Source organism: Okeania sp. (genome assembly GCF_035285525.1).
Lineage (GTDB): Bacteria > Cyanobacteriota > Cyanobacteriia > Cyanobacteriales > Microcoleaceae > Trichodesmium.
Genome location: NZ_JAYKGW010000236.1, coordinates 1 through 14,270, shown reverse-complemented (window position 1 = coordinate 14,270; position 14,270 = coordinate 1). Strand labels below are relative to the sequence as shown.

The following is a 14,270-nucleotide window of genomic DNA, read 5'->3' as shown; positions in this document are numbered from 1 at the left end:
CTCATATCAGTAGCAAAGTACCAAGATGTTCATTTTGTGAGAGCTACCCCCAAGAAAAAATCGCGCCCCTAAAAAAGATGCCCTTGCGTTGGGACCGAAAATTTGATATAATGAAATTCGACTGGGGTTGTTCGTCTATACGCATGATTTTTAATTCAACTTGTGCTAATAAGCGATCGCTTATATAGTTATCAGTAGAGAGGCGGTTACATGGAACATCCCTATATTTATAAGCTTTCCAGCACTTTTGCCTAATATTTAGTTATTGTTTTAAGCGATCGCTCAAAGTAGATTGAAAATTCCCCGAAATCTCCCTTCACCATTTCAGTTATCAGTTATCACTAGAAGTTTTATGAAAAGAGAAAGATGTTTATAAACCATAGGTTTGAAAGGAGGGTAGGAGGGATAGAAAAAGCCAATATAAAAAAAATGTGCAGATATTATGAATAATGTTTTGATGAATTAAAATCTCAATCAATACTTCCTAGATTTGATCAAATAACTATCATGGTAGAATTTAAAGGTTTTTTTAATGGTAAATGGGGAGAACCTATTCGAGGGGAAAGTATCTCTTCTGCTGTATTTGAAGGTGTTGAAACCCACTCATTCAAGTGGGGGGAAATAGGAAACTCTAGAACATACCCAAATGAACTGAGCTTTGTAATTAATCCTTTCTCTACTCAACTAAATAAAAAGTTTAAAGTAGGAGATTTAATCTATTTTAATGGTTCAACTGGTTCAAATGTTGAATCAGTACCTCTGGAAATAGAACTAGAACTATATAATCCTACTAGACGTACTGAATCTTTTGACTTTGACTTTGATATTGTTACAACACCTTCTAGTGACGATCCAGAAGAAGCTGCTGATTTTGTCTTTCCTTTAAGTAAGGTTAGTAATGGTAGTTTCAGCTCTAAAGGAAAAGATTACACAATTAGATTACTAGGATTTAGTCAAGACAAAGGTAAAACATTTACAGAAGAATTTAAAGTATTTGAAAACGCCAGAACAACAGCAGGTTTGTATGCCAGAATAGAAATTGATAAAGGAATAGGAACTGGAAAAAAAGAAACCCTTAGAGGTACTAATAAAGACGAAAGATTAGATGGTAAAGGAGGAAATGATAGCCTCATAGGTAAGGGAGGAGATGATATTTTGATTGGAGGAAATGGTAAAGATAGACTTAATGGAGGAGGTGGAAATGACGACCTCTATGGTGGACCCGGAAATGATACCTTAATTGGTGGTGGTGGAGCAGATAACTTTATTTATGACACAGGTCGTAATTTTCGGAAACGGGATGTAGGAGTAGATAAAATAGTCGATTTTGTGTTAGATGAAGATACTATTATTCTATCTCGAACTACCTTCAATGAAATAGAAACTGTACCAGGAAATATACTGCAATAATTTGAAGTTGTTAATACTAACAGTGCCGCAAGTAATAGTAATGCTTTTATTGTTTACAATCAAAATAATGGCAATTTATACTATAACCAAAATGGCAGTAATAATGGATTTGGTAGTGGTGGTTTATTCGCCCGTTTAGAAACAACTCCTGAACTACAAGCGAGTGATTTCTTCATTGATAATTAAGTAAGCATTCCGTAGGAAACGCTTATATAATTAAAGAATAAAAAATTAGGGGCAATCTACTAATGGTTGCCCTATTCAATTAATACTAAATTAACTCTTATCCATATCCTCAAAAAGTTTATCTAAATCTCGATATCCACTCACGACTCGTACAACTTCAATTCTGTTTTTACCCTGAAAATAAAAGATAAGATAATCATCCACAGGAAAACTTCTTAATCCTAAAGCTAACTTTTCACGGTTACACCCCATTCCTGAAAAATCTGCTAATTATCTGCACTTTTCTCTAATTTTTGCTTGTAGTTTTTTTGCTGCTTGTGGATTTTTTTGAGATAGATAAGTATTAATTTCTTTTAAATCTAATCGTGCTGGAGAAGCAATAATATATCTACCCATTTAATTTTTACCTCTGTGTTCCATTGCAATTTCTATTTGCCTAATATCTTTTTCTAATTCATAAAATACTGCTTCACCATCCAATATTTCACCTCGCTTTAATTCTTCAATGCCAATTTCCACTTCTTTTTTAAGTTGGTAGAATTTTCCTTTATAAATCCTCTCTCTTTCTACCAATAATTGTCACCCTTCCCGAATAACTGCCAGAGCATCCTGATAGTTTCCAGTTTCAATTTGCTCTTCAACAAGTTTTTCTATATCTGGAGTTAAGACAATATCCATAGTTTTACTGATTAGGTAAACATTCTTTTGATAGTAATTATAAACTATACAATAATAATATTTACAGGACTTACACACGTAACGGTCATATTATCCCAGGAGCAAATGGCATTTAGCCTCTAAAGATGGCTACTCAAATGAATTTTCCTTATCATCAAAATCCCTATACTTTTGAATTTCCATGTTTTACTCATTAGCTAAATATTCTAATGAATTTCCCCTATAATAAAAACTGTTATAATTTTGAATTCCCTTTGCAATTTTGACTTTTCAATTCTTACTTTTGAATTTTGAATTTTGAATTTTGAATTTCCATGAGCAATCTTTCTTACAGTAAATTTACACTAGAAAATGCCAAAATAAATTTTGAATTAACTTTAGAAGAAAATCAAGATTTATTTCCTAAAATTCAACCAATTAAACCTTCGGAAATTCTCACAACTATTTTAGGAGAATATATTCCCTTAGCAACTGCTATTAATACAGGAAAAGCTCGTTCAGAACTATTAATTTCGCAAATTTTAGCTGAAGTTAGACGACAATTAAATTATCAAATTAGTCTTTTTTCGGGAACAGAGTTTAATGTAGAAGCAGAATTAGGATTACAAGGATATTGTGATTTTTTGCTCAGTTTTTCCTCTGCACAATATTTTATTACTGCTCCAGTTATTACTATTGTTGAAGCTAAAAATGAAAATATTATTCGTGGTTTAGGACAATGTGTTGCTAGTATGGTGGGAGGGCAATTATTTAATCAGCGTTGTGGTAATTCAGTTAAGGTTATTTATGGTGCAGTTACAACTGGAACAAATTGGAAATTTTTAACACTTGAAGAAAAAATTGTGCGTATAGATGTAGGGGAATATTATGTTAAAGAAATTGATAAAATTTTAGGAATTATTTTGCAGCCATTTCAAGAATATAGCAATTCTAAAATTGAATTCAAAAGTTAAAATTCAAAAGTGATGCATTAAGAATTTTCAAGTTCAAAGCTAATGCACAGTTTTAGATGAAACAGTCCACTACTGGACTAAATTTTAGGGAGAGGTAAGTATCCATTATTAAAATAGTGGAAGATTTCCTATAAGGTAGGTTGGGTTTCGTACCTCAACCCAACCTACAATCTTTCGGTAATCTTAGAGCGTAATGGGAGTAGTCGGGAACTTCACAAAATGAATTAGCTATTGTGAAACAGTAGGAAATTTTCATCACACAACTCCCCTATTTGGGAGCTTCATAAAATGTTTAAATAGTAAATTAACCCTTATCTACATCTTCAAAAAGTGAATCAAAATCTCGGTATCCACCCACAACTCCTACAAATTAAATTCTGTTTTTAACCAGAAAATATAGTTTAATTCTCCATCTTTTAGGCAGAAATAATAATTAATAATTAATTATTAAAATAGTATTCCCCAAGATAAAGAAAATATCAAACATCCCTAACTACGGATCGATAATACTTGTATGATGTAAACTATCAATTATAGTTACTCAATTGCATCAAATAACCTAACTTAATCATGGTAGAATTTGCAGGCTTTTTTAATGGTAAATGGGGAGAACCTACTCCAGGGATAGAAAATGATTTCCCCGTATTTGCAGGTGTTGATACCCACTCATTCAAATGGGGAGAAGACCCACAAACATTCAGAAACGAACTGAACTTTATCATTAATCCCTTCTCAACTGAAGTGAATCAAAACTTCAAAATAGGAAACTTAACCTATTTTAATGGTTCAGTTAATATAGGCACAAACGTTGAATCAGTACCCCTAAATATAGAACTAGAATTATATGATCCAACTAGAATTACTGGTAATTTTGAATTTGACTTTAATCTAATATCAACACCTGGTAGTGACGACCCAGAAGAAGATGCTGATTTTGTTATTCCTGTGAATGAAATTAGTAGCGGTAGTTTTCAGTATAAAGACAACGATTATACTATTAGATTACTCGGCTTTAGTCAAGATAATGGTCTAACATTTACAGAAGAACTTTCAGCCTTAGAAAATAGTATAACCACAGCAGGTTTATACGCCAAAATAGAAAGTGATACAGGAATAGGAACTGGAAAAAAAGACACTCTTAGAGGTACTAATAAAGACGAAAAATTAGATGGCAAAGGAGGAAATGATAACCTCATAGGTAGAGGAGGAAATGATATTTTGATCGGAGGAAGTGGCAAAGACAAACTTAATGGAGGAAGTGGTAATGACGACCTCAATGGTGGAAAGGGAAATGATAACCTTGTAGGTAGCGGAGGAGATGATATTTTAATTGGAGGAAATGGTAAAGACAAACTTAATGGAGGAAGTGGTAATGATGACCTCTATGGTGAAGCGGGAAATGATATTTTAACTGGTGGTAAAGGTAAAGATGTTTTTGTTTATGACACAGGTCGTAATTTTCGGAAACAGGATATAGGTGTAGATACAATCGTAGATTTTGTGTTAGGTGAAGATACTATTGTTTTATCTCGAACAACTTTTAGCAGACTAGAAACTTTCATCGGAAGTCTACTAGAAGAACAAGAATTTGAGATTGTTAACAATAATGAGGCAGCAGAAAATAGTGATGCTTTTATTGTTTACGATCGAAGCAATGGCGATTTATATTACAACGAAAATGGCAGCAATAATGGATTTGGTAGTGGTGGTTTATTTGCACGTTTAAAAGGAAGTCCTGAACTAGAAGCATTTGATATTTTCATTGATAATTAGGACTTGCTGATTAATCAGCAAAGCATTAATAATATAAGCATTTAGCCGTCATTTATCAGCTATCAGCTTTGAGTTATTAACTTATTATTACAGCCAAGAAAAAATTAGCCTAATTAAGCATTTAGACGTGAGTTATCAGCTATCAGCTAGGAAATAAAATTGCTCATCAGCTAATCTTAGAATTGCTTAATTCTTTACAAAAGCTTAATGCTGAATGCTAATAGCTGAATGTTTACTTCATAACATATAAAAAATTTAGCATTTTTAGGTTCCGAAAAAGCATAGGTTGTTAGATAACTCAGGTTCCTCAAGTTAATATTTTGGTGTAACAGGAGGTTATTTCGGTTATCAGTTATCAGTTATCAGTAAAGAGTGAACCTCCGACTCAACTCAGAGACTTAAAATACTGAAGTTAAATGTTTCTCTTGGTCGATTAGATATGCTTAGGGAACCCATCCATCTCTCGACTTAAAAGAGGAGACTTTAGACCTGATTTTTTGGTAGAAAAAATACTACTATTATAAATAACTACCACCTCCATAACTTCCATCCTTATATTGATTCTGTAGGGACGTTTCATGGAACATCCCTACTCCCGATACCAACAAAAACCTTTTCCTTCCGCCTTCTGTCTTCTGTCCTATGTCTTCTGTCCTATGTCTTCTGCCCTATGTCTTAAATTCCAGGCTATGAAAATAGCTACAATTAATATAAACTTGATATTAACACTGTTATAATTTCAGTGTTTCTGTATTACTTCTTGATTATGATAAATCAGGGAGAAAAGCCAAACAATAAATAGTAATAATCTTAGATTAGGCATTAGGAGAAAATTAAATGACAGGAGAGATTCCTTCTACAGAAACAAAAAATCAAGAAATAAATGAAAATATTGAAGTTATATTTGAGCAAAATCCAGACTTAGATTCATCTCAAACAGTAGAGAATAACCAAGAAGTCTCTGAAGATAATATCTCTGTAGAAACAGAGCAGCAAAACTCTGCAACAACATCACCAGAAATAGTATTATTAAAAGAAGCTTATGAAGCATCACAAAATCAGTTAGAAAGTGCCAATCTTCAACTAGAAGAAAAAGAAAGTCAATACAAAAGATTAGGAGCAGACTTTGATAACTTCCGGAAACGAACACAAAAAGAAAAAGAAGAATTAGACTTACAGGTAAAGTGTGCCACAATTATTGAATTACTACCAGTAATTGACAACTTTGAGCGTGCTCGTTCCCAGATAAAACCAGCAAATGATGGAGAAATGACTATCCATAAAAGCTATCAAAGTGTCTATAAACAAATGGTAGACTCTTTGAAAAAGTTAGGAGTTTCTGCGATGCGTCCAGAAGGTCAAGAATTTGACCCCAATCTACATGAAGCAGTAATGCGAGAAGAAACTACACAGTATCCAGAAGGAACAGTAATAGAAGAATTAGTCCGAGGTTATATTATAGGCGATCGCATACTTCGACACGCTATGGTAAAAGTAGCAACAGTACCAGAATCTACAGATGATGAAACAGAAAATCAAACTGAACCAGAAAATTAATATTGGTTAGTTAATTCTGACTAGATTATCCGATCTTTTAAGTTTAAGTTGTATTCAGACCTAAATAAAATCAGCCACAATATAAACACAAATGTTAAAAATTCAATCTAAATGATTGTAGAAATTTAACTGAAGATTTTTTTCTGGATACAACTTAGTTAAGTATAGCAATCCTAAATAGGTTGTAAGATTTATAAATGCTGGGTTTGGTCTCCAAACCCCAGCTCCAAGATATTTGCAGACCAAATGCCTAGAGTTTTTTCTCATAAATTATTTTTTATGGTTATAATCATTTATGAAAAAAAATTCCTAATTGATTTCATACCACTACTTCAAGCAATCCTAAATAGGTGACGACAAATCAAAAAGTAGATGAAAAAACTCAAACTTTTACCAAAAAAGGAGGTATAAAGCCTCCCCTTTTCAGGGTATGAAAAATTTCAAATCAGTATTTCAAGCCTCCGATTTTAGTCAGCGGTTCACTGTCTATTAAGAACTGAAATTACCTGTTCCCTTTTACCTAAAATTAGTAAAACTTTTATACACAAATAAAATACAATTGCTATATATTTTTTTATCTAAAAAACGTAGTTATTCAGCTAATAAAGGAATAAAAAATCTAGATATTTTTCTGCTTTTCAAGACTTAGTAAAACACGGAAGATTGAAAGATTCATTATGATAAAAGAATAGAAATTTTTGACTAAATTATATAATAACTCCGAAAAACTATGGGAAAAGTCATTGGCATTGATTTAGGGACAACAAATAGTTGTATGGCCGTCTTAGAGGGAGGAAAACCAATTGTAATTCCTAACTCAGAAGGTGGACGTACAACGCCCAGTATTGTAGGATTTGGCAAAGCCAACGACCGTTTAATTGGCCAAGTTGCCAAACGACAATTAGTAACCAATGCTGTAAATACAATCTATAGTATCAAAAGATTTATTGGGAGAAGATGGGATGATACAGAAGATGAACGCTCCCGGGTTCCCTACAAAACTGTTGAGGGTAAAGACAATACTGTAGATGTCCACATTAAGGAAAAAAATTATACTCCCCAAGAAATTTCAGCCATGATTCTGCAAAAAATGAAGCAGAATGCGGAAAAATATCTAGGTGATTCTGTCACTCAAGTAGTAATTACAGTACCAGCATATTTTACAGATGCACAGAGACAAGCAACTAAAGATGCAGGAATTATTGCTGGTCTGGAGGTGCTACGAATTATTAATGAACCAACTGCAGCTGCACTATCTTATGGTATAGATAAACAGGATAAAGATCAAACAATCTTAGTTTTTGACCTAGGTGGAGGAACTTTTGATGTTTCTATCTTGCAGTTAGGAGATGGAATATTTGAAGTTAAGGCTACTTCTGGTAATAATCATCTGGGAGGAGATGATTTTGATAATTGTATAGTTAATTGGTTAATAGATCAGTTCAAAGAACAGGAAGGGATAGATTTATTTCCCGATAAAATGGCTGTACAAAGACTTAGAGATGCAGCAGAAAAGGCCAAAATAGAACTATCTTCTACCAATAATACAAATATCAATTTACCATTTATTACTGCTAATGAAATAGGACCAAAGCATTTGGAAACCTACCTCACTCGCGCTCAATTTGAAAAATTAGTTCATCCTTTGGTTGAAAGTACCATTAAACCAGTAGAACAAGCCCTGAAAGATGCTGAGATCAAACCCGAAAATATAGACAGGATTATTCTGGTAGGAGGCTCTACTAGGATACCTATAGTTCAAACAGCAATAAGTAATTTTTTTAATGGAAAAGTTCCTGATACTTCTGTGAATCCTGATGAAGCTGTGGCCTTGGGGGCAGCTATTCAAGCAGGTATTTTAGGAGGTGAACTGAAAGACCTTCTATTATTGGATGTGGTACCTCTATCCTTCGGTTTAGAAACTTTGGGAGGAATATGTACTAAGGTGATTGAGAGAAATACCACAATTCCTACCAGTCGTTCCCAAATGTATTCTACTGCTGCCGATGGACAAACTTCTGTAGAAATCCATGTTCTCCAGGGTGAGCGAGCAATGGTACAAGATAATAAAAGTCTAGGTCGATTTTTGCTAAAAGGAATTCCTCCAGCTCCCAGAGGAATACCACAAATAGAAGTGAATTTTGATATAGATGCTAATGGAATTTTGAAAGTTAAAGCTATAGACCAAGGAACAGGTAAAGAACAAGGTATTGAAATTAGTAATACAGGTGGTTTAAATGATACAGAAATTCAACGAATGCAGGAAGAAGCAGAAGTTTATGCAGAAGAAGATAATAAACAAAAACAATTAGTAGAATTGACAAATCAGGCAGATACTCTTTTATATAATTATGAAGCAACTGTCAAAGAATATGGTGGTTTAATTGATGAAGAGTTAGGGACAGAAGTTCAGAATAGTTATGAGGAATTAAAGCAAGTTTTGAGTAATTCTGAAACTGAAGTGAATTACGACCAACTAAATCAGCAAGTTCAAGTATTTAGAGAAAAACTATTTGCTGTAGGTGGAACTTTATATGAAAAAGGAGCAAATGAAAAGCTAAACTTATTAGAAAAGGAACCAAGTTCTGAGATGCCTCAAACTCAAGAAGAAGAACCAAAAATTACAGAATCAGAAATTTCTCAAGATTCTGTAGAAAGTGAGACATTTACTGATACTAACTCAATTACAAGTGAGGTAAATTCAACTGAAGTTCAGGAAACAACTAATAATCCTGAGAATGAATTTGACAAAAATCCTTTTCTGTAGTATGGAATTCATTATCTATAATATTCATTATTCAATAGACATCTCCAAAAAGAAAAACATAAAATCAATTCTGATCCAGAAATTATGAATTACTTCCCCCTATTGCCTATTTCTTTTCCGCAGATGTGTAATTAGGACTTGCTGATTAAATCTAAAAGCATTTTATAGATAAAGCTTTTAGCATTTTTAGGTATGGAAAAATTAGTCGCTTTTAGATATCTCAAGGACGGTTCCGGAAAAATCATGAATTTTAGGATTTTAGGGAGGCCAAGGGTAGAAAAATCAAGAAAAAATTATTCCTCCTACTTTCTCTATCTTCCGACACTTCCGACACTTCCGACACTTCCCACCCTCTGCTTTTTTCAGCAAAACCTAATTAGGGCTTGTTGATTAAATATCAAAATCTTGACGAGCTTAAGGTTTGACAATTTTCAGATACTAATAAAGTACCAGCTTTTAGGTAGTAATGCTTCAAAAATCTAGGATTTTTGGCAACATAAGGGTAGAAAATTAAGGAACGATTCTTCTGATTACTTCTTCTATAATGAGTATTCCTTCTGGATTCTGGCTTCTGGCTTCTACCTCTACTTTTTCAGCAAATCCTAATTAGGATTTGCTGATTAAATCTAAAAGCCTTTACAGATAAAGTTTTTAGCATTTTTAGACAGGTAAAAAGTACCTGGTTTTGAGCTGCTTAATGCACGGTACGGTTCCCGATAAATCGCTGAAAAATCAAAAAGTTACAATTTTAAGCAGATCGTTGGGCAAAAAAAATTACTTTCTTGCTCCTCTACTCCCCTACCAAAGCGCTCCCCTACTCCTAGAAAAAGACTGAAGAAGCGCAAACCCTAATTATCAATAATGTAGATTTTCAAGTAACTCTATGTTAAACTGACGAAAGGCGATAATTAATCTATGGGGAAATAAATACCACGCAGAAAATCGCCAAATAAAAATATAAAATTTCCAAACAGACAAACTAACATTAAATTATATATAGGCAAATAGCTCTATGGCCCGTGATTATTACGAAATTCTAGGTGTTTCTCGTACAGCAGATAAGGAGGAACTAAAGCGTGCCTACCGTCGCTTGGCTCGTAAGTACCACCCAGATGTGAATAAAGAGCCTGGAGCAGAAGAACGCTTTAAAGAAATAAGTAGTGCTTACGAAGTTCTCTCTGACTCAGAAATGAAGGCTCGTTATGATCGCTTTGGAGAAGCAGGAGTATCCGGGGGAGCAGCATCAGGTTTTTCATCAGATTTTTCAGATAGCTTCGCTGATATATTTGAAAGCTTTTTTAGTGGTTTCTCCGGAGGAGTGGGAACTCAAGGACGTAGGCGTACAGGTCCGACTAGAGGGGATGACCTACGTTTAGACCTGAGTTTGGACTTTCAGGATGCCATATTTGGTGGAGATAAAGAACTAACTATTAAGCATCTTGAAACTTGCGAAACCTGCAAAGGTTCAGGAGCGAAATCAGGTACAAGACCTCAAAATTGTTCAACTTGTGGAGGTACTGGTCAAGTTCGCCGAGCGACAAGAACTCCTTTTGGTAGTTTCACTCAAGTTTCAGTTTGTCCTTCCTGTAATGGCAATGGACAAATAATTGAGGAAAAATGTATAAGTTGTGGAGGCCGTGGCCAGAACGAGGTAACGAAAAAGATTAAGATTACTATCCCAGGGGGAGTAGACAATGGGACTCGGTTACGAGTATCTAATGAAGGAGATGTAGGCAAGATGGGTGGGCCTCCAGGAGACTTGTATGTTTTTCTGTCTGTGAAAAATCACCCAGAATTTAAAAGAGATGGTATTAATATTCTTTCCCAACTAAAAGTTAGTTATTTACAAGCAATTTTAGGCTGTTCTTTGGAAGTTAATACAGTTGATGGTAAGTCGGAGTTAATTATTCCACCAGGTACTCAGCCAAATACTGTTTTAACTTTGGAAGATAAGGGAGTACCAAAATTGGGTAATCCGGTAAGTCGTGGAGATCATTTAATTACAATAGAAATAGATATTCCCACAAAAGTTACTATTGAAGAAAGAGAGTTATTGGAAAAATTGGCAAGTATTAAAGGAGAACGTACGGGAAAAGGAGGTATAGAAGGATTCCTCGGAAACTTATTTCACTAATTAATAACCATTTCCTGCGGAATGCTGCGCAAACAGCAGTCAGCTAACAGCTGTTAGCTGACTGCTATTAATTCAACTTTAGTATCTGAATGCTAATGGCTAAATGCTGATATTTTCCTAATCTGAAAAAACTTGTCTTTAGCAAGTGGTTATTTCAGTGATCAGTTATCAGTACAGAGTTAACCTCCGAGTTAAGTCGGAGGCTGAAAATACTGAAGTTAAATATTTCTCTTGGTCGATTAGAGATGGTTAGGGAACCCATCCATCTCACCCTTCGGGAAGCTCCGCTGACGACCGCTTTTTCATCCCCTGAAAAGGGGAGGCTTTGGACTTAATTTTTAGGTAAAAATAGGATTTATTTGTGAAAGAAAAGTCAAAAATTAATAAGCAAGCATTTAGGAGTCAGCAATCAGCTATAAGCTTATTTTTACCACTTGGTAAAAATAGGATTTATTTGTGAAAGAAAAGTCAAAAAGTGGAGAAAAAATATTTAATTTATTTATGGATTATCAAAGCCAAATTCAGAATGCACAAAAGTCAGATTCTCAAATAGATTTACGGGGTACTCCCTGTCCAATTAATTTTGTGAGAACCAAACTGTATCTAGAAAAGATGATGCCAGGAGAAATTTTAGAAGTGTGGCTAGATCCAGGAGAACCTATAGAACAAGTACCTGATAGTTTGGCGATAGAAGGTTACCCCATAGTAGAAATAAAAGAACAGTCTGAATATTTTGTCCTGAAGGTGCGTTGCCCAGAAAAAATAGCATGAATTGGACTTCAGAAGTAAATGACTTATGGGAACAAACTGATAATAACTGCTTAGGGACAGTTGTAGCAGTTCAAGCAAATTTTTACCAGGTCAAAATTGATGAATATCACAATTCCGTAAAAAATGCAAGAGAAAATATACCTAAATTTCTGCTTTGTACCCGGCGATCGCGATTAAAGAAAATAGGCCAAAAAGTAATGGTAGGCGATCGCGTAATTATAGAAGATCCAGACTGGGAGGGTGGACGAGGTGCAGTAGCTGAGGTTTTACCAAGAGAAACAGAACTTGACCGCCCTCCCATTGCTAATGCAAATCAGGTAATGTTAGTATTTGCTTTAGCAGAACCAAATTTAGACCCGGTTGCTTTGACAAGGTTTTTAGTCAAAGCAGAGTTAACAGGTTTAGAGATATGTTTGTGTTTGAGTAAATGGGATCTGGTGAGTGAAGCAAAAACGGAAGAATGGTGCAGTCAAATTTCTGAGTGGGGTTATGAACCTTTTTTGATTAGTGTGAAAACGGAAGCAGGTTTGAGAGCAGTGAAGGATAGCTCCCATTCTTTGTGGGAAAAATTGAGGAATAAAATTACAGTAATTTCTGGTCCGTCTGGTGTAGGGAAGTCGAGTTTAATTAATTATTTGATTCCAAATGTGAATTTACGGGTGAGTGCAGTGTCGGGAAAGTTGTCGCGGGGGAGACATACTACTCGTCATGTTGAGTTATTTGAGTTGCCGAATGGGGGTTTGTTAGCAGATACACCTGGTTTTAATCAACCACAGTTAGACTGCGAACCTATAGAGTTAGCATATTTGTTTCCAGAAGCACGAAAGTATTTAGCAGAGGGGAGTTGTCAATTTAGTGACTGTTTGCATCGGGATGAACCTAACTGTGTCGTGAGAGGTGACTGGGAGCGGTATGAATATTATTTGACATTTTTGGAAGAAGCGATCGCTCGACAGGAAGTATTGCAACAGCAACCTGATAGTGAGTCAAATTTAAAAGCGAAAACAAGTTCGGGTGGTAAACGAAAGTTGGAACCTAAGTTAGCTAGTAAAAAGTATCGGCGTTCTTCGAGGAAAGTAGAACATCAGCAGTTGCAAGATTTGTGTCAGGAGTTAGATGAGTTTTGAGCATTGGGAGACCGTGATTAAGGGCTATCAACAGTATTAAAATAATTAGGGTTTGCGCTTGTTCAGTCTTTTTTCAGGAGATGAGGTGATGAGGTGATGGGGGGATGGAGAGTAATTTTTTTGCCCAAGTCTTCACCAAAATACGCTCCTTGAGGAACCAGAGTTACCCAAAAAGTTGAACTTTTACGGTTCCCAAGAAATCAGAACCTAAAAAGGCACTTACCTTTATAGCAACTGCCTTGGCGGTTAGGATATGGAATGATGATGAATCTTAGAGAGCGGAAACACTTGAACAACTGTTCCCTGTTTCCAGTTCAGTGTTCCCTGCTATATATGTCAAAGTTTTCGGATTTAATCAGCAAGCTCTAATTAGAAAAAGTTAGACACAATTATACATTTATTGTGATATACTAAATTTATCTCTAATATAATGTCCGTTGGTATAGTGCCGTGTAAAAGTTAGAAAAATATCTACCGCATCAATTAATAGCCCTATTTTTTCTGACTCTTAACTAATCTCTATCTCAACAAAAAGAATTATTCAGTAAACCCTAAATATTTGTCTATAGTCTCCTAAAAAATATGGCCATCAATAATATTGCTTCTATTTATTTTAAGGGTTGCTATATTTACTTAGATGGTGTATATTAAAAATATGTGTGGCGGCATGGCCAAGTGGTAAGGCAAGGGTCTGCAAAATCCTCATCCCCCAGTTCGAATCTGGGTGCCGCCTTTGATTATAGTTATTTATTATTGACACACCTAAAATAGTGCAATATGTAGGGGCGGGTTTGAGTTAGAATTTTGCTACTGAGTCTAAGATTGAGATAAACCCGCCCTCACCCACGTCCATTAATAGTGCAATAGTAGGGAGGGGTTTGAGTTAGAATTTTGCTACTGAGTCTAAGATTGAG

Annotated in this window: 9 protein-coding genes, 1 tRNA gene and 1 pseudogene; 9 read left to right on the top strand and 2 right to left on the bottom strand. The window is 34.8% G+C overall.

The features are described from left to right. Positions 1 to 507 precede the first annotated feature (507 nt). Positions 508 to 1,410, top strand: a complete 903-nt coding sequence (locus tag VKJ25_RS22425; RefSeq protein ID WP_324238869.1) for a choice-of-anchor K domain-containing protein — start codon at positions 508 to 510, stop codon at positions 1,408 to 1,410. 276 nt (positions 1,411 to 1,686) lie between these two features. On the opposite strand, the pseudogene VKJ25_RS22420 reads toward VKJ25_RS22425, so the two are convergent. Further along, positions 1,687 to 1,992, bottom strand: a pseudogene (locus VKJ25_RS22420) (type II toxin-antitoxin system RelE/ParE family toxin). Continuing rightward, positions 1,993 to 2,115 carry a hypothetical protein gene (locus VKJ25_RS22415; protein WP_324238868.1) on the bottom strand — a complete coding sequence of 41 codons (123 nt, stop codon included), beginning with the start codon at positions 2,113 to 2,115 and terminating at the stop codon, positions 1,993 to 1,995. Positions 2,116 to 2,588: 473 nt separating this feature from the next. Between VKJ25_RS22415 and VKJ25_RS22410 the strand changes: the two genes are divergently transcribed. The 8 genes from VKJ25_RS22410 (at position 2,589) to VKJ25_RS22375 (ending at position 14,089) form a co-directional block, all read left to right on the top strand. Beyond that, complete coding sequence (locus tag VKJ25_RS22410; protein ID WP_324238867.1) at positions 2,589 to 3,227, top strand: hypothetical protein; 639 nt, start codon at positions 2,589 to 2,591, stop codon at positions 3,225 to 3,227. Between the two features lie 570 nt (positions 3,228 to 3,797). After that, a complete protein-coding gene (locus VKJ25_RS22405; RefSeq protein ID WP_324238866.1) occupies positions 3,798 to 5,000 on the top strand; it encodes a choice-of-anchor K domain-containing protein in 1,203 nt (400 codons plus the stop codon). Positions 5,001 to 5,837: 837 nt separating this feature from the next. Then, positions 5,838 to 6,557, top strand: coding sequence for a nucleotide exchange factor GrpE (gene grpE, locus VKJ25_RS22400; RefSeq protein WP_324238865.1), 720 nt, complete (start codon positions 5,838 to 5,840; stop codon positions 6,555 to 6,557). Positions 6,558 to 7,287: 730 nt separating this feature from the next. Beyond that, positions 7,288 to 9,324 (top strand): molecular chaperone DnaK, encoded by a 2,037-nt coding sequence (dnaK, locus tag VKJ25_RS22395; protein WP_324238864.1) that lies wholly within the window; start codon positions 7,288 to 7,290, stop codon positions 9,322 to 9,324. A 1,012-nt stretch (positions 9,325 to 10,336) separates the two neighbouring features. Beyond that, positions 10,337 to 11,458 (top strand): molecular chaperone DnaJ, encoded by a 1,122-nt coding sequence (gene dnaJ, locus VKJ25_RS22390; protein ID WP_324238863.1) that lies wholly within the window; start codon positions 10,337 to 10,339, stop codon positions 11,456 to 11,458. 501 nt (positions 11,459 to 11,959) lie between these two features. After that, on the top strand, positions 11,960 to 12,229 hold the full coding sequence (locus VKJ25_RS22385; protein WP_324238870.1) for a sulfurtransferase TusA family protein: 270 nt from the start codon (positions 11,960 to 11,962) through the stop codon (positions 12,227 to 12,229). Further along, entirely contained in the window at positions 12,226 to 13,356 is a 1,131-nt protein-coding gene (rsgA, locus tag VKJ25_RS22380) for a small ribosomal subunit biogenesis GTPase RsgA (RefSeq protein ID WP_324238862.1), read from the top strand. Before VKJ25_RS22385 ends, rsgA begins: the two co-directional genes overlap by 4 nt. Before the next feature lie 661 nt (positions 13,357 to 14,017). Continuing rightward, positions 14,018 to 14,089: transfer RNA gene (locus tag VKJ25_RS22375), tRNA-Cys, on the top strand. The last annotated feature ends 181 nt before the right edge of the window (positions 14,090 to 14,270 follow it).

What these genes read in the sequence shown, in the direction of transcription:
- VKJ25_RS22425 (WP_324238869.1), top strand. Translation starts at nt 508, where the DNA reads ATGGTAGAATTTAAAGGTTTTTTTAATGGTAAATGGGGAGAACCTATT.
- VKJ25_RS22405 (WP_324238866.1), top strand. Translation starts at nt 3,798, where the DNA reads ATGGTAGAATTTGCAGGCTTTTTTAATGGTAAATGGGGAGAACCTACT.
- VKJ25_RS22410 (WP_324238867.1), top strand. Translation starts at nt 2,589, where the DNA reads ATGAGCAATCTTTCTTACAGTAAATTTACACTAGAAAATGCCAAAATA.
- rsgA (WP_324238862.1), top strand. Translation starts at nt 12,226, where the DNA reads ATGAATTGGACTTCAGAAGTAAATGACTTATGGGAACAAACTGATAAT.
- dnaK (WP_324238864.1), top strand. Translation starts at nt 7,288, where the DNA reads ATGGGAAAAGTCATTGGCATTGATTTAGGGACAACAAATAGTTGTATG.
- VKJ25_RS22385 (WP_324238870.1), top strand. Translation starts at nt 11,960, where the DNA reads ATGGATTATCAAAGCCAAATTCAGAATGCACAAAAGTCAGATTCTCAA.
- grpE (WP_324238865.1), top strand. Translation starts at nt 5,838, where the DNA reads ATGACAGGAGAGATTCCTTCTACAGAAACAAAAAATCAAGAAATAAAT.
- dnaJ (WP_324238863.1), top strand. Translation starts at nt 10,337, where the DNA reads ATGGCCCGTGATTATTACGAAATTCTAGGTGTTTCTCGTACAGCAGAT.